This window comes from Pantoea sp. PGP6 (genome assembly GCF_053474785.1).
This window is the reverse complement of the sequence record NZ_JBQBMA010000001.1, coordinates 3,434,686-3,451,127: the sequence shown is the minus strand read 5'-3', so window position 1 is coordinate 3,451,127 and position 16,442 is coordinate 3,434,686. Positions and strand designations below refer to the sequence as shown.

The window sequence follows — 16,442 nt, the reverse complement described above, 5'->3', positions numbered from 1 at the left end:
AGGTGAAGAGAACAATGACGCGAATCGTGCGTCTCTGCTTGCATTATCGGAACTATCCGCTACCGCAGCGCAACATTAAACATTGTCTGTTTTTTTAGCAAGACAGCGCGCCAGAAATTCGCGATTTCCTGAACAGAATACGGCCAGAAATTTGTAAACTTTAATGCCGGCCGCGACAAATATTGCAGTTACCTTCGCCAACTGTATACTTATCCAGTGCTGGAGGGGGTATGCGTAAAATCATTCATGTCGATATGGACTGCTTCTATGCTGCGGTGGAGATGCGCGATAATCCCCTGTTGCGTGACATCCCGATTGCCATCGGCGGCAGCCGCGAACGTCGCGGTGTCATCAGTACCGCTAACTACCCGGCGCGCAAATATGGCGTGCGCAGCGCCATGCCGACCGGGATGGCGCTCAAGTTATGTCCCCATCTGCGGCTGCTGCCAGGCCGCTTTGATGCCTACAAAGAAGCCTCGGCGCAGATCCGCGAGATCTTCACCCGCTACACACCGCTGATTGAACCGCTGTCGCTGGATGAAGCCTATCTGGATGTGACCGACAGCCCGCACTGCCACGGCTCCGCCACCCTGATCGCCCAGGATATCCGCGCGACTATCCTGCGTGAAACTCAGCTGACCGCCTCGGCCGGCATCGCACCGATTAAATTTCTGGCGAAAATCGCCTCCGACATGAATAAGCCGGACGGACAGTTTGTCATCACGCCGGCGGAGATGTCCGGTTTTTTACTGACGCTGCCGCTGGCGAAGATCCCGGGCGTGGGCAAGGTGTCGGCAAAAAAGCTGGAGGAGATGGGCCTGGTGACCTGCGGAGATGTGCAGAAGGCGGATTTAGCCCAGTTGCTGAAGCGCTTTGGTAAGTTTGGCCGGGTACTGTGGGAGCGCAGCAACGGCATTGACGAGCGTGGCGTGGTGGTTGAGCGGGAACGTAAATCACTTGGGGTTGAGCGTACGCTGGCCGAGGACATTAACGACTGGGACGCCTGCCTGGAGATCATCGATTTTCTCTATGCCGAGCTGGATCGCCGGCTGAGCCAGATTCGGCCCGATAAGCAGGTGGCGCGGCAGGGCGTGAAACTGAAGTTCAGCGACTTTCAGCAGACCACCCAGGAACACATCTGGCCGGTGCTGAATAAAGAGGACATGATCGCGATTGCCAAAAAAACCTGGGATGAGCGTCGGGTCGGGCGGGGCGTCAGGCTGGTGGGGCTGCACGTCACCCTGCTCGATCCCCAGCTGGAACGACAGCTGTTACTGGGGTTGTAGCGCGGTCTGGCGATAAGTGCGCGTCAGCCTGGCGTGCCTGCCAGTGCTGACGCGCCGTCACTTACTTGTGATTTTTCGCTGCCAGAGTGGCGAACCACGGCGCGACGAAATCGTCATTACCACCCCAGCCGGGGACGATTTTATTCAGCGAGGCAACGTTTACCGCGCCGGGCTGGCTGTTGAGCTGCTGCTGAGAGATCGACGCAGCCTTAAACTGATAGGTGGCTGGCGTCGCTTCACCGGCAATCTTTTTCGCTACCAGACGCATGTTTACCGCGCCAATGGTTTTCGGGTCCACCGCCACGGTCTGAACCCACGGGCTGTTCTTCTCACGCATCAGCTGCAAATCCTGATTCGAGACATCGATGCTGTAGAGCTTGATCTCGGTACGCCCGTTCTCCTGCAGCGCTTTATAGGCGCCCTGGCTGAAGGCGTCCCACGCGCCCCAGATGGCGTCAATCTTGCCTTTCGGGTATTTCGCCAGAATGGCCCCAATCTTGTTTGCGGTATCACCCTGTACATCGGTAGAGACGGCGCCAATCGACTCCAGCTGATGAATGCCAGGATTCTCCTTCAGCAGTTTCTCGTACACCACCTGACGGCGTTCCATTGGCGGGAAGCCCGCCACCCACAATTTGACGATGTTGGCTTTGCCGTTGAAATCGCTGATTAACTGACCCAGCGACAGCTGCGCCAGCGATGCGTCATCCTGCGCCGTCACGGTCACGCCCTCAATCGGGTTATCAACCGGGGTATCAAACACCGACAGCTTAATACCGGCGTCGGCGATGCGTTTGACCAGACCGCTGGCGTAGGGCGCTTTACCGTGCGACAGCACGATGCCGTCATACTTCTGGCTGATCGCCTGGTTAACGAAATCCTGGAAACGCGCGTCGTCGCCGTTACTGAGGAAAGTGCTGACCTTAAAGCCGAGCTGACGGCCCTGCTGAATCGCACCTGCGACAAACTGGGTGGTGTTATCGTCAGAACCGAGGTTACGGATCACCGCGATGCGGATCGGGCCGTCGTGACTGGCGATAGCCGCGGGCACCGGGGTAACGGTCTCCGCGAAAGCGGCGCTGGCGTTCAGCAGGCTCAGGGCCAGCAGCGAGAGCGTTATTTTTTGCATTATTATCAACTCCGGTCAGTGCGCCTCAGCGGCGCTGGATATAAGTGATTGCCAGTGCCAAAGCCAGCACCAGCCCTTTAATAATGTCCATGGCGTAATAGGGGACGGAGAGCATCACCAGGCCGTTCTGCAATACCCCGAGGATCACCGCGCCGACCAGCGTGCCGAGCGCATTCGGTTTGCCCGATCCCGCCAGCGAGAAGCCAATCCACGCCGCCGCCACCGCATCCATCAGGTAGCCGCCACCGGCGTTAACCTGTGATGAACCAATACGTGAGGCCAGCAGAATGCCGCCCAGTCCGGCCAGCAGCGAGGCGATCACATAGGCCAGCACGCGATAGCGGGTAGTGCGGATACCGGAGAGTCGCGCCGCTTCGGGATTGCCGCCGAGGGCATACATCCGGCGGCCATGTTTGGTCAGCGACAGCGCCAGCTGGGCCACGACCGTTACCACCAGCATAATGATCACGATGGCTGGCACCTGACCCAGCAGGCCAAACGCCGCCGGGATAGTGCCTTCCGCCATATCGCCGCTCGGCAACACCATGTTTTCCGTGATCGAGCCGCCAAAGCTGTAGGTCATCGCCACACCCTGAATCACAAACAGCGTCGCCAGCGTGGCCAGCATGTCGGGGATCCGCAGGATGACAATCAGAAAGGCGTTAAACAGCCCGACCAAGCTGCAGAGCGCCAGGGTAATCAGGATCGCTTCGGTGGTGTCGAGGCCGTGCCAGACAAACAGCGAAATCACCAGCGCGTTGGCCAGCGAAGCGGTCGAGCCGACCGAAAGATCGAAGCCGCCGACAGTCAGTGAGATCGATACGCCGACCGCGATGACCGTAACAATCGCAATCGATCGCAAAATATTGATGATGTTGTTAGGTTCGAGAAAACTGTCTGAGGCCAGGCCAAAGGCGGCGATCAGGATCACCACCGTCAGTAACATGCCCCATTTATAGAGGAAGTCGAACAGTTGATGACGCCATGAAGATGATGGCAGATTCAGGCTGGTTTCTTTGCTGCTCACGCAGGGGTTCCTCCGGTGGAATAAAGCAAAAGCGTCTCTTCAGTGACATCGCGCGCGGCCAGTTCAGCCACAATGCGTCCATCCCAGAGCACACAAATCCGGTCGCATAAGCCGACCAGTTCAGAAAATTCACCTGACGCGTAGATAATGCCTTTGCCTTCGCGCGCCAGACCGTCGATCAGAGTGAACAGTTCGGTTTTGGCTTTGATATCGACGCCTTTGGTCGGCTCATCGAAAATCAGCACGTCGGCGTTGTTACGCAGCCATTTGCCAATCGCCACTTTTTGCTGATTCCCCCCGGAGAGGCGGCGCAGTGGTTGGGCCGGACCGGTAGTTCGCACCTGAAGTCGCTGAATGATGGCCTCTGCCCAGCGCCACGCCTGGCGATGGCCGAACAGGCTCCAGCGCGAGAAACTGTCGTCCGCGCTGACGCTCAGATTCATCGCCACCGACTCATCAATAAAGATGCCCTCTTTACGCCGCTCCTCCGGCACCAGCGCCATGCGCCGGCTGACCGAATCGTGCGGGGAGCGCGGCTGCCACGGCTGGCCGTGCAGCTCTCCCCGACTGACGCGGCTTTTACTGGCACCAAACAGCGCTTTGCACAGTTCGGTCTTTCCGGCACCGGCCAGTCCGGCGATGCCGAGAATTTCGCCCTGATGCAGCCGCAGCGAGATATCCTGCAGCAGGTGTTCATCATGCAGTCCGTCGACCGCCAGTAGTAGCGGCTGCGGCTGTGGTTCACGCCGGGCGGGATAGATGTCGGTGAGCTGATGCCCAAGCATTTTTTCCACAATCTGCTCACCGCTTAGCGCAGCCATCGGGCCGCTCTCAATCAGCCGGCCATCGCGCAGCACCGTCAGGCGATCGCAAATCGCTTTCAGCTCGTGAATCCGGTGAGAGATAAATATCACGCCGATACCGCTGGCCTGCAGGCGACGCACCACGGTGAACAGCCGCTCGCTCTCATGCTGGTCGAGCGGGGCGGTGGGTTCATCCAGAATCAGAAAGCGGCAATGGTGCGACAGCGCACGCGCCAGCAGGATCTGTTGCTTTTCAGCGAGGGTGCAGCGCTCGACCAGCCGATTGACGTCCAGCGTCACCTCGAGCTGCGCCAGTAAGGCTTGCGCCTGACGACGTATCTCACCCCAGCGGTAGCGGTGGCCTGGTTCCGCCAGCCGATCCAGCAGTATGTTTTCCGCCACGCTGAGATGTGGCACCAGCGCCACATCAACTTCCTGCTGAACCAGATGAATCCCCAACTGCTTTGCGTCGCGCGGGCTGCGGAGGGTGACCGGAACGCCATCCAGCAGGATCTCGCCGCTGTAGTGACTGTGGGCGCCGGACAGCACCGCCATCAGGGTCGATTTTCCTGCGCCATTCGCGCCGGTCAGCGCGTGAACAGAGTGGCCTTCACTGACGAAATCTACCGATGAGAGTGCGGCAAATCCGCCAAAAGCGATGGAGATGTTACGCATCTCGAGGCGGTTTAACGCAGCCATGTCACCATTCTCCTGAAGAATCACTGGCCGCATTTTTTCCTGAAGCTTCAGGCGCGGCAACGACCGAAAGCGCATAAGCTAGCACGAAACGGTATTAGCCATCCAGACATCTGGACATAACGGCGGCTAAAACCAGCGAAGCGTGAAAGCGTGGCGTATTCAGGCGGGGAAGGGCGTTCGGGGTGGTGAATTATGCTGTTGCGGCACGGCGGGCATAAAAAAACCAGGCCGAAGCCTGGTTAAACTTTTTGCGGTGAGATTACTTTTCTGGCACCACATTCAGCAAGGTGGTCAGCAATTTCCAGTAAAGGCCGACGCTTTCAATGTGTACCTGCTCATCCGGTGAGTGCGGACCGGTAATGGTCGGACCGATCGACACCATATCCATCTGTGGATACGGTTTTTTGAACAGACCGCACTCCAGACCGGCGTGAATCACCTGAATGTTTGGCGTTTTGTCGAACAGCGCGATATAGGTCTGACGGGTCAGCGCCATGATCGGCGAGTCCGCGTCTGGCTGCCAGCCTGGGTAGCCGCCTTTCGCTTTGGTCTGCGCGCCTGCCAGCTGGCCAAGCGAGGTCAGCATCTGCACCACATAATCGCGTCCGGTGTCGATCAGTGAACGGATCAGGCAGTTGATTTCTGCTTTATCCGCTTCCATCGTCACCACGCCGATATTCAGTGACGTTTCGACCACGCCTTTGGCGACGTCTGAGTTACGGATTACGCCGTTCGGCGTGCTGTTCAGCAGATTAAGGAAGCGATCGCGGCTGTCGGCGGTTAATGCTTCACCCTGATGCGCCAGCGGTTCGGTGACCAGCGCGATGTTCGGCTCTTTAATGCCGTGCTCGTTCTGGATGGCGGTCAGGAAATGCGCCGCAGCAGATTTCAGCGCATCGGCCTGGTGGCTGTCGACTGCAACGGTTGCAAAGGCTTCACGCGGAATGGCGTTACGCAGCGTACCGCCGCTGAACGCCAGCAGACGCAGATCCAGTTCGGCAGCGTGCGCCGCCAGGAAACGCGCCAGCAGCTTGTTGGCGTTGCCGAGGCCCATATGAATGTCGGCACCGGAGTGGCCACCGCGCAGCCCTTTCAGCGTCAGCTTCAGGGTTTCAAAGCTGGCAGGCACCGCTTCACGGGTCAGTGGCAGGGTGGTAACGAAGTCGATACCTCCCGCGCATCCCATGTAGATCTCACCTTCTTCTTCCGAGTCGGTGTTGATCAGGATTTCGGCCTGCAGCCAGTTGGGTTGCAGACCAAAAGCGCCATCCATGCCGGTTTCTTCGGTCATGGTCAGCAGCACTTCCAGCGGGCCGTGGGTCAGGCTGCTGTCAGCCAGTACCGCCAGCGCCGATGCCATACCGATGCCGTTGTCAGCCCCCAGCGTGGTGCCGCGCGCTTTGACCCATTCGCCGTCAATCCACGGCTGAATCGGATCTTTGGTGAAGTCGTGTACGGTATCGTTATTCTTCTGCGGCACCATATCGAGGTGGGCCTGCAGCGCGACCGGCTTGCGGTTTTCCATCCCGGCAGTGGCGGGTTTACGAATCAGGATATTGCCGACCTGATCGCGCTCACACCAGAAGCCTTGCTCTTTGGCCCAGCCGACGATGTAACTCGCCAGCGCTTCTTCATGAAAAGAGGGATGAGGAATGGAGCAAATCTTAGCGAAAATATCCCACAGTGGCTGTGGAGAGAGTTGAGACAATTCAGACACGACAAGTCTCCTGTGTCAGTGCGCCGGACCAGCCGGACATCGCGAGTTTCCAGTGAAAGATCGCCGCCAGAGAATCTGGCGAGATGGCCTGAGAATATCACTGTTTTTCCCCGGGTGCGCACTCAGACGCGCTAAAAAGCCGCAACCGACGCGCGGGTGCTGGTTTTTAGCGCGTCAACTCCTTATAATCTCGCGCAACCTTTTCCCCGTTGCACATTTTTAAGCCACCGCGGTTGGCTGGGATTCCTATTCTATGAGCGAAAAATACGTCGTTACCTGGGACATGCTACAGATTCATGCCCGTAAACTGGCTCAGCGCCTGCTTCCTGTTGAACAGTGGAAAGGCATTATCGCGGTCAGCCGCGGCGGTCTGGTACCGGCTTCGCTGCTGGCGCGTGAACTGGGGATTCGCTATGTCGATACCGTTTGCATCTCCAGCTACGATCACGATCATCAGCGCGAAATGAAAGTGCTGAAGCGCGCCGAAGGTGATGGCGAAGGCTTCATCGTGATTGACGACCTGGTGGATACCGGCGGAACAGCGCAGGCGATCCGCGAGATGTACCCGAAAGCCCGCTTCTGCACCATTTTTGCCAAACCAGCTGGCCGCCAGCTGGTCGATGATTACATCGTCGACATTCCGCAGAACACCTGGATTGAGCAGCCGTGGGACATGGGCGTGGTCTACATCCCGCCGATTGTTAAAAACTGATTAATCTTCCCTAAACAACGCCCGGTTTTCCGGGCGTTGTGCTTTCTGCACCTCGCACCCTGATTTGGCGTACAGTACACTAAGCTATCGCCGTTTTATGCCGCAGGAGAAGTGAGTATGTCGAGCAAAAATCTCAGCGAAGAGTTGTTCAAACCACGCTTTAAACATCCTGAAACCTCTTCTTTAGTGCGTCGCCAGCATCACGCGACCCCGGACGTGCACTCCGCCCTTGATGGCGACAGCCAGCGCGGCTGGTATCGCATGCTGAATAAGCTGATGTGGACCTGGCGCGGTCTGACGCCGCAGGAGATCAGCGAAGTGCTGGCGCGCATCGCCATCAGCGACGTTGAGCATACCGACGAGACGCTGCTGGACACCGTGATCGGTTTTCGCGGCGGCAACTGGAATTTCGAATGGTGCCGCCAGGCGGGCTTCTGGCAGCAGAAAGCGCTGGAGTGCAGCGACGACAGCGAAGCGGGCGAGTACTGGCTGCATGCTGCCCATCTCTACAGCGTGGCTGCCTATCCCTATATCAAAGGCGATGAGCTGGCCGACCAGGCCCAGACGCTGGCTAACCGTGCCTACGAAGAGGCGACGCAGCGGCTGCCGGGTGAGCTGAAGCCGCTGACTTTCGCCATCAGCGGCGGCAGTCCGGTGAGCGGTTTCCTGCATATGCCGTCAGGCGTCGATGCCCCTTATCCGACCGTCCTGTTTTGTGGCGCACTCGACTCGCTACAAAGCGATCATTACCGGCTGTTCCATGACTATCTTGCGCCGCGCGGCATTGCGATGCTGACCATTGATGTACCGTCGGTCGGCAACTCGGTGAAGTGGACGCTGAATCAGGACACCAGCTTTTTACATCAGCAGGTGCTGCGTCAGCTGGAAACGGTGCCGTGGATCGATCACACCCGCGTGGCGGCGTTTGGCTATCGCTTTGGTGCCAACGTGGCGGTACGGCTGGCTTACCTTGAGTCGTCACGGCTGCGGGCGGTCGCCTGTCTCGGCCCGATTGTGCATGCGCTGCTGACCCAGACTGCGCTGCAGGATGAGATCCCGGATATGTACATGGATATGCTGGCAAGCCGGCTCGGCATGGCGTCCTCGTCTGACAGCGCGTTACGTACCGAGCTCAACCGCTATTCGCTGAAAACCCAGGGGCTGCTGGGCCGGCGTACCCCGACGCCGATGCTGTCAGGCTACTGGCAGAACGATCTGTTCAGCCCGGAAGAGGAGAGCAAACTGATCGCCAACTCCTCGGCGGAGGGCAAAGCGCTGCTGATTCCGGTGAAGCCGATGATGGCCAGTTTTGATCGGGCGCTAAATGAAATTTGCGACTGGCTGGAGAAGCGTTTAAAAAGGTAACTGGCAAAATTTACAGTATTTGCTACAACTACTACCTGAATTATTGCGGGCTGCTGCAGCGCGCTTCGCTGCCCCCTGGCGATTGATGCCAGTGACGTGGCGTGAAGCGGGCGCGACAGTCCGGATGATTGAGGATCGATATCGGTCAAAACCTATGGAGAATTAGCATGACGTTACCGAGTGGTCACCCCCGCAGTCGCCTGCTTAAGCGCTTCACTGAGCTGGGACCGTATATCCGCGATGGGAAATGTGGTGAAACCCGTTTCTTTTTCGACTGCCTGGCTGCCTGCGTCAATGTGAAACCGGCACCGGAACTGCGTGAATTCTGGGGCTGGTGGATGGAGCTGGAAGCACAGGCCGATCACTTTACCTATGTCTACCATATCGGTCTGTTCGATAAAGAGGGCGACTGGTCTGTGGCGACGGTTAAAGGCAAAGAAAATACGGCGCGGGTGGAAGAGACCTTACGTAACTTTCATACCCGTCTGAAAGCGATGCTGCACGAATTTGAGCTTGATCTGATTCCGGCCAGCGATTTCGATGAGAAACCGGTGAAACTGAGTGCCTGATTACAGCGTTCAGCAATAAGAAAGGGCGAGTTGAAAAACTCGCCCTTTTTTTATCAGACACACTTCACATTGAGGGTTACGCACTGCGGGCCCGCCGCCGCCACAGCAATCAACAGGGACGGAGCCGGCCCGACAGATATCAGAACTGGTAGGTCATGCCCACGGCAACCACGTCATCATTGTTGATTGACAGCGCGTTATCGTCATCCAGCTGGTTAATTTTGTAATCAACAAAGGCGGACATGTTTTTGTTGAAGTAATAGGTGGCGCCCACGTCGATATATTTCACCAGATCCGCATCGCCGATACCGTTTTCGATATCTTTGCCTTTGGTCTGCACGTAACCGATAGAAGGACGCAGGCCGAAATCAAACTGATACTGCGCCACCAGCTCGATGTTCTGCGCTTTGTTGGCGGCACCGGCCACTGCGGCACCGGTGTTGCGGTTGGTACCGCTGATTGGCGTCATGTTACGGGTGTCGGTATAGATAGCGGCCAGGTAAATGCTGTTTGCATCATATTTGACGCCAGCGCCCCAGGAATCCGCGCGGTCACCGCCGCCGTAAGCACGTGCCTGCTGTTGGTTGGTGCGGTCAGATGAGGTGATGGCACTCATCAGGCTCACGCCGCTATCGCCCAGCGTGTAACCGAGTGACGCACCGTAGCCATCGCCGTTCTGGCGGTTGATGTCGGTACGGCTGTTGGCGCTGCTGGCGTCATTTTTGCCCTGATACTGCAGCGCAAATTTCAGACCATCCACCAGGCCGAAGAAGTTATTGTTGCGGTAGGTTGCGACGCCGGTGGCGCGCTGAGTCATAAAGTTATCAGAACGCGCGGTGCCGTCACCGCCAAATTCCGGGAACACGTCGGTCCAGGACTCTACGTCATACAGTACGCCGTAGTTGCGACCGTAATCGACCGAGCCATACTGTGAAAATTTCAGGCCGGCAAAACCGAGGCGGGTTTTGTTGCCGTTGTTGGCATCGCTGCCTTCGGAGTTATTGACGTTGTACTGATATTCCCACTGACCGTAACCGGTCATCAGGTCGTTGATCTGCGTCTGGCCTTTGAAGCCGATACGCACGTAGGATTTGTCGCCATCTGAGCCGGCATTATCGCTGAAGTAGTGTTCAGCTTTAACTTTGCCGTAAAAGTCCAGTTTGTTGCCATCTTTGTTATAGACTTCGGCAGCCTGTGCGGTCGACGCCAGCGCCAGAGCGGAGATGATCATTGCCAGTGTGCTTTTCTTCATTTGCTATCAATCCCGATGTGTACGTCAAAAAGTTATGAAAGTTTTTGTAAAACACCGACTTTTTACCGGGCGGTGATGAACTTTTTATGACACTTTTCGTGATTTCTTGTTAATCGTGAACTTTTGGTCTACGCCCTTGTCCGCGTAAAATCGTGCTTTTCCCCCGCTGGCTGTTGGCTTCCTTATCGACTCCTGTTAAAACGTCCTTTCGTAAAAATTTTTCACTACGGCAGGAAATATGAGTGGCAGTCAGACCTTAGTGGTCAAATTGGGTACCAGCGTTCTCACCGGCGGATCACGCCGGCTGAATCGGGCGCACATGGTGGAGCTGGTTCGCCAGTGTGCGCAGCAACATGCTGCAGGCCACCGCATTGTGATTGTGACCTCTGGCGCGATGGCGGCCGGACGCGAACATCTGGGCTACCCCGAACTGCCGCCGACCATCGCCTCAAAGCAGCTGCTGGCTGCGGTGGGGCAGAGCCGTCTGATCCAGCTGTGGGAACAGTTATTCTCTATCTACGGTATCCACATCGGCCAGATGTTGCTGACCCGCGCGGATATGGAAGATCGCGAGCGTTTCCTGAATGCCCGCGACACGCTGCGGGCGCTGCTGGATAACCACATCGTACCGGTGATCAATGAGAACGACGCCGTGGCGACCGCCGAGATTAAAGTGGGCGACAATGACAACCTCTCGGCGCTGGCCGCGATGCTTGGCGGGGCCGACAAGCTGCTGCTGCTGACCGATCAGCAGGGGCTGTTCACCGCCGATCCGCGCAACAATCCCGACGCTGAGCTGATCGGCGACGTGCATGTGATTGATGATGCGTTACGCTCATTAGCCGGCGGCAGCGTTTCCGGGCTGGGCACCGGCGGCATGTCAACCAAGCTTCAGGCGGCCGATGTCGCCTGCCGTGCCGGCATTAATGTGATCATCGCCTCAGGCAGCCGCAGCGGGGTGATCGGCGATGTGATTGACGGCAAACCCGTCGGCACGCTGTTTCATGCTCAGCAGTCGCCGCTGGAAAACCGTAAACGCTGGATATTCGGCGCACCGCCGGCGGGCGAACTGACGGTGGATGATGGCGCGCTGGCCGCGATTATTGAACGTGGCAGTTCACTGCTGCCGAAAGGGATCCGCGCCATTCAGGGCAATTTCTCCCGCGGTGAAGTCATCCGTATCCGCAGCCTGCAGGGACGCGATATCGCCCACGGCGTGTCACGCTATAACAGCGATGCGATGCGAATGATTGCCGGCCACCACAGCCAGCAGATCAGTGAGATCCTCGGCTATGAATATGGCCCGGTGGCGGTTCACCGCGACGACATGATCGTCAGTTAAGGAGCAGACAATGCTTGAAGAGATGGGTAAAGCGGCCCGCGCGGCAGCATATCGCGTGGCCGATCTGTCGACCGCAGAGAAAAATCAGGTCCTGATGACCATTGCCGATCGTCTGGAAGCCGAAAGCGCCGACATTCTGGCCGCCAATGAACAGGACTTAGCCGAGGCGCGTCAGAATGGCATGAGCGCGGCACTGTTAGAGCGGCTGACGCTGAATCCGCAGCGGCTGAGCGGCATCGCCAGTGACGTTCGTCAGGTTTGTCAGCTGGCCGATCCGGTTGGGCAGTTGATCGATGGCGGTCAGCTCGACAGCGGACTGCGTATCGAACGTCGCCGTGTGCCGCTCGGCGTGGTGGCGGTGATTTATGAAGCGCGTCCCAATGTGACGGTGGATGTCGCCAGCCTGTGCCTGAAAACCGGTAATGCGGCGATTCTGCGCGGCGGTAAAGAGACGTGGCGCACCAATGCCGCCACGGTGCGGGTCATCCAGAACGCCTTGCAGCAGCACGGTCTGCCGACGGCTATCATCCAGGCGATCGAAAATCCCGATCGTGAACTGGTGAATCAGCTACTGAAGCTGGATCGCTACGTCGATATGCTGATTCCGCGCGGCGGCGCGGCGCTGCATAAACTGTGCCGCGAAAACTCCACCATTCCGGTGATCACCGGCGGAATCGGGGTATGCCATATCTACATCGACGACACCATGGAGATCGAACCGGCGCTTGAGGTGATCGTCAATGCCAAGAAGCAGCGCCCCAGCGCCTGCAATTCGCTGGAGACGCTGCTGGTGGATCAGGCGATTGCCGACCGTTTCCTGCCAGCGTTCAGCGCCCGGATGGCGCAGGAAAATATTGTGCTGCATGCTGACAGTAACGTGCTGACGCAGCTGCAGGCGGGTCCGGCGCAGGTGATGCCGGTCAGTCTGCCGCAATACGATGATGAATGGCTGTCGCTCGATCTTAACGTGAAGCTGGTGGCGGATATGGATCAGGCGATTGACCATATCCGGACGCACGGCACCCAGCATTCCGATGCCATTCTGACCCGCAGCACCCGCAATGCCACGCGCTTTGTTCGTCAGGTCGACTCCTCTGCGGTCTACGTTAACGCCAGCACCCGCTTTACCGACGGCGGACAGTTTGGTCTGGGGGCAGAAGTCGCTGTCAGTACCCAGAAGCTGCACGCACGGGGTCCGATGGGATTAGAGGCGCTAACTACCTACAAATGGATTGCCTGGGGCGACGACACGCTGCGGCCATAATCCCCCCTTTTTTTTAACAAAACGGGAGTCTTTTACAGACTCCCGTTTTTTTTTAGCTGCCACTTTCGGTCCAGTTATATCTGGAGTTTCTCGCCTGTAAGATAATTTTTCGTCGCTGCCGGGTCGTTTCAGCTAAAAAAGCTGGCTGAATTTCACGCAATTCCTTACGGAAGATTCCTGAAAGCCGGGGCTGCACGCGGCCTGAGGCAATATTTTTTGTTCAGCTGCAAACGGCAGGGGATAATGATAATTAGAAATGCTTGATAAAGCGGTTAGGTAGTAAACGGACGGTAATATAAAATGAACTGGTAGCAATAATGAAAATAACATCCAGTACCTCCTCTATGGCTGATTATTAACTAATGGTTAAAAAAGAAAGTACAAGACAAGCTTTCACCGCCAGGCTGATTGCGGCCTGTGAGAGTGCCGGCATTGTCGGACATGGACGAAACAAACAGGTTGCTAAGGCCCTGCAACAGCAAGGCTGCAAGATTTCAACGCCGGGAGTGTGGAAGTGGTTCAACGCCCAGTCAGTGCCCGATGGAGGCAATCTGCTGGCCCTGAGTCAGCTGCTTGGCGTCAGAGTGGAGTGGCTGCAGTACGGGATGGATCATCCGGCTGAACCGGTGACGTTAAGCGCGCTGACCGGCCATAAAAACGTCTTTCGCGTTGATAGCCTCGACATCGGCCAGAAAAGTGCGGCGGGTCTGCCTGCGCGCGATGAGTTTGTCGAAACCATCCAGGCCATTGAGTATGGTCAGGATGAGGCGCGGGTGCTTTTCAACGGCCGGCCGGCAGAAAATATCCGTCTGATCGCCATCAACAGCGATTCGATGGCCGACACCTTTGCTCCGCGCGATCAGCTGTTTGTCGACATCAGCGTGCGGATGTTTGACGGTGACGGCATCTACATTTTCACCCTCGACGAGCAGCTCTACCTGAAGCGCCTGCAGCTACAGCATAAGAAAATTGCTGTAATATCAGATAATAAGCGCTATGAAACCTGGTATCTCAACCACGATGATGTGGCCAGCCTGAAGGTACTGGCGAAAGTCATCATGAGCCAGGCACGACACTATCAGATCCTCGGTTAAGCGCGCTGTCAGCGGGCGAGACCGCCAGCCTGCAAAAAAATAATCGACATAAATTCAAAAATTTAACCAGCGGTAAATAAAAAATTAACCAACAGTGTTTGATAAAGCATAAGAACCTGTTAATAATTTGAACATGGATGAACGAAGCAGTTCTTTCAGGGACGACCCGCTCTTAAACAATTGAGGCGCTGCACAAGCGCGAATCAAACCACCCAAAAGTCAGTGAACTTTGGGATGGGGTGGATGCGCAAAATGCAGCGTCGTCAGATGCCGTTTATTCCCCTTCGCCTACTTTCCACCTGGCTGCTCACGCAGCCGGGCGGTGAGTGTGCGAGCGTGAATCGCGACATTCGGGCCCGTTCGGTTCGCCGAAAGCTCGCGCCTGCCACCCCATCGCCAAAGACTCATTCACAGGAGGAGTTATGGCGATAATTCACTATGGCAAAAGCGTTTTTATGGGCAACGCACGTACTCGTCGCCATCGGCGGCGCCAACCTCTCAGCAGCCTGAAACAGAGCATCGACCAGGCATTAAACTTCCCACCCGAAACACCCACCCTGCGGCGTGCAGAGCAAATCTGCCAGCGTCAGGTCACCCCGCGCGTTGATCGTGCGATAACGGCGCCTCGCGCCAAAAATCAGGAAACGCCCAGCTTCGACAATTGCTGTCTGCCGCATGTGCATCTCTACGCAGTGCGCTGATTAGCGTCAGAAATCTCCCGTTCTGTCTCCCTGTTCAATTCCTGTTACCTCCATTTTTCACTGGCCGCAATCCGGTTATTTACTGTTCAGTTTCGCTGGAGGGTCATCCCTGTCTGCGGCTGAAGGTGTGAGGGGCATTGATCAGCGGACGTTATGTATTTTTTCACAGGGCTGAGTTGCTCTGACCCGTCATTGAGGAATCGTTATGAGCCAGATAATTGCAATGCTGAATTTTGAAGAGGGCTATGCCGACGTGCCTTATCTCGACACGCTGGGCTTCCCGACGGTCGCGGGAGGGATTCGTATCGGCCCGAAAGGCGCATCGCTAAGTAACTATGCGTTCCGCGTTCCGCGCCGCGTCGGGGATGTGTGGAAGCAATGCATTCTGGAAGGCAAGGTGCAGGACATGCAGAGCCGGGAGCTGCTGCGTAATGCGCTGGCGAAGTGCAATGACGCCCGCACTGATGTGCTGCTGAGCATGGCCTATCAGCTGGGGGTCGATGGCGTGATGCAGTTTAAAAACATGCTTACCGCCATTGCCAGTGAGAACTTCAACGAGGCCGCAGACGCGATGATGAACAGCCTGTGGGCGCGTCAGACACCAGGGCGCGCCCGGCGCCATGCTGAAGTGATGCGTAGCGGCAGCTATGCGGTGTACAGGGGGCTGCTATGAGATGGCTGATGTTCCTGATTGCCGTGCTGACCGCGATCATCATTCTGCTGCTGCTGCAGCGCTTTACCACTCTGCAGTTTGTCTCCCACGCCCGTCTGTTATTCAAAACCTGGTCGGTCTGGCTCGCCTCGCTGGGATCGATGCTCAGCGCCTGGGCGCAATCCTTTCCCTCCGCCGCCGTCGATGCCTGGAGCGTACTGCCGGAAGACGTCAAAGCGATTCTGCCGCACAACTACCTCGGGCTGGTCGGCGCTTTCATGGTGGCGATGGGGGTGATTGCCCAATTTGTTCGTCAGAAAAACCTGCTGAATGAGAAGCAGCGGGCGGAGGTAACCAAATCATGACGCTGTTAACCACGTTACTCGGCGGCGGCTGGCACTGGATCGCGGCGCTGGCCGGCATCATTGCCGCGCTGGGTGCCAGCTATTTCGGTGGGAAAAAAATCGGCAAAGTGCAGCAAAAAGCGCGTTCTGACGTCGAAAACGCACAACAACAGGCGTCCCGCGTCGAAGCGGTCGCGCAGCAGCAACAACATAACCGTGAGGAGGCCAACCGTGTGGCGACTGACAATCACAACCTTGATGACGCTGCTGCTCGCGACAAGCTGCAGCAGTCGAAATACCACCAACCCTGAACCGGTCGCAATAACCGATTCAGCCTGCGTTCTGTTTTCCCCTCTTTATACCTACGGCGATGACGCACAAAAGATGGACGTTCGCACCGTGCGCGCTATTAACACCCACAACGACATGTGGGACACCCTCTGCGGCCACCCGGCCTCTGCTAAGTAACCTGCTGATAATCAGCGA

At 57.0% G+C, this 16,442-nt stretch carries 16 protein-coding genes; 11 read left to right on the top strand and 5 right to left on the bottom strand.

The genetic code is table 11. From position 1 onward, the window contains the following. Positions 1–230 precede the first annotated feature (230 nt). The gene (gene dinB / locus ACLIBF_RS16875) at positions 231–1,286 is read left to right on the top strand and encodes a DNA polymerase IV (protein WP_046288501.1); all 1,056 of its coding nucleotides are present in this window, start codon (positions 231–233) and stop codon (positions 1,284–1,286) included. 61 nt (positions 1,287–1,347) lie between these two features. Here dinB and ACLIBF_RS16870 read toward each other — a convergent pair whose 3' ends face one another. The 4 genes from ACLIBF_RS16870 to pepD all read right to left on the bottom strand — a co-directional run bounded on the left by ACLIBF_RS16870 (position 1,348) and on the right by pepD (position 6,661). Further along, a complete protein-coding gene (locus tag ACLIBF_RS16870; RefSeq protein ID WP_089562364.1) occupies positions 1,348–2,415 on the bottom strand; it encodes a sugar ABC transporter substrate-binding protein in 1,068 nt (355 codons plus the stop codon). 25 nt (positions 2,416–2,440) lie between these two features. Further along, positions 2,441–3,442, bottom strand: a complete 1,002-nt coding sequence (locus ACLIBF_RS16865) for an ABC transporter permease (protein WP_031374984.1) — start codon at positions 3,440–3,442, stop codon at positions 2,441–2,443. Beyond that, on the bottom strand, positions 3,439–4,944 hold the full coding sequence (locus tag ACLIBF_RS16860; protein WP_448310155.1) for a sugar ABC transporter ATP-binding protein: 1,506 nt from the start codon (positions 4,942–4,944) through the stop codon (positions 3,439–3,441). The genes ACLIBF_RS16865 and ACLIBF_RS16860 overlap by 4 nt, the downstream gene beginning before the upstream one ends. Positions 4,945–5,203: 259 nt before the next feature. Continuing rightward, entirely contained in the window at positions 5,204–6,661 is a 1,458-nt protein-coding gene (pepD, locus tag ACLIBF_RS16855; protein WP_031374986.1) for a beta-Ala-His dipeptidase, read from the bottom strand. Positions 6,662–6,914: 253 nt separating this feature from the next. On the opposite strand from pepD, the gene gpt reads away from it, so the two are divergent. The 3 genes from gpt (at position 6,915) to crl (ending at position 9,307) form a co-directional block, all read left to right on the top strand. Continuing rightward, entirely contained in the window at positions 6,915–7,373 is a 459-nt protein-coding gene (gene gpt / locus ACLIBF_RS16850; RefSeq protein WP_031374987.1) for a xanthine phosphoribosyltransferase, read from the top strand. 117 nt (positions 7,374–7,490) lie between these two features. Next, a complete protein-coding gene (frsA, locus tag ACLIBF_RS16845; RefSeq protein ID WP_046288500.1) occupies positions 7,491–8,738 on the top strand; it encodes an esterase FrsA in 1,248 nt (415 codons plus the stop codon). Between the two features lie 167 nt (positions 8,739–8,905). After that, a complete protein-coding gene (crl, locus tag ACLIBF_RS16840) occupies positions 8,906–9,307 on the top strand; it encodes a sigma factor-binding protein Crl (RefSeq protein ID WP_031374988.1) in 402 nt (133 codons plus the stop codon). 139 nt (positions 9,308–9,446) lie between these two features. Here crl and ompC read toward each other — a convergent pair whose 3' ends face one another. Continuing rightward, positions 9,447–10,559 carry a porin OmpC gene (gene ompC / locus ACLIBF_RS16835; protein WP_069727906.1) on the bottom strand — a complete coding sequence of 371 codons (1,113 nt, stop codon included), beginning with the start codon at positions 10,557–10,559 and terminating at the stop codon, positions 9,447–9,449. 238 nt (positions 10,560–10,797) lie between these two features. On the opposite strand from ompC, the gene proB reads away from it, so the two are divergent. The 7 genes from proB (at position 10,798) to ACLIBF_RS16800 (ending at position 16,267) form a co-directional block, all read left to right on the top strand. Next, on the top strand, positions 10,798–11,901 hold the full coding sequence (gene proB / locus ACLIBF_RS16830; RefSeq protein WP_069727907.1) for a glutamate 5-kinase: 1,104 nt from the start codon (positions 10,798–10,800) through the stop codon (positions 11,899–11,901). Positions 11,902–11,911: 10 nt separating this feature from the next. Continuing rightward, complete coding sequence (gene proA / locus ACLIBF_RS16825; RefSeq protein ID WP_448310151.1) at positions 11,912–13,165, top strand: glutamate-5-semialdehyde dehydrogenase; 1,254 nt, start codon at positions 11,912–11,914, stop codon at positions 13,163–13,165. A gap of 362 nt (positions 13,166–13,527) precedes the next feature. After that, complete coding sequence (locus ACLIBF_RS16820) at positions 13,528–14,259, top strand: S24 family peptidase (RefSeq protein ID WP_031374991.1); 732 nt, start codon at positions 13,528–13,530, stop codon at positions 14,257–14,259. 422 nt (positions 14,260–14,681) lie between these two features. Further along, positions 14,682–14,960: a transcriptional antitermination N peptide gene (locus ACLIBF_RS16815; RefSeq protein WP_031374992.1), complete on the top strand. Its 279-nt coding sequence runs from the start codon at positions 14,682–14,684 to the stop codon at positions 14,958–14,960. 205 nt (positions 14,961–15,165) lie between these two features. Then, on the top strand, positions 15,166–15,633 hold the full coding sequence (locus ACLIBF_RS16810; protein WP_279809583.1) for a glycoside hydrolase family protein: 468 nt from the start codon (positions 15,166–15,168) through the stop codon (positions 15,631–15,633). Continuing rightward, positions 15,630–15,977, top strand: a complete 348-nt coding sequence (locus ACLIBF_RS16805) for a DUF7940 domain-containing protein (protein WP_031374994.1) — start codon at positions 15,630–15,632, stop codon at positions 15,975–15,977. The genes ACLIBF_RS16810 and ACLIBF_RS16805 overlap by 4 nt, the downstream gene beginning before the upstream one ends. Beyond that, positions 15,974–16,267 (top strand): hypothetical protein, encoded by a 294-nt coding sequence (locus ACLIBF_RS16800; RefSeq protein WP_031374995.1) that lies wholly within the window; start codon positions 15,974–15,976, stop codon positions 16,265–16,267. Before ACLIBF_RS16805 ends, ACLIBF_RS16800 begins: the two co-directional genes overlap by 4 nt. The last annotated feature ends 175 nt before the right edge of the window (positions 16,268–16,442 follow it).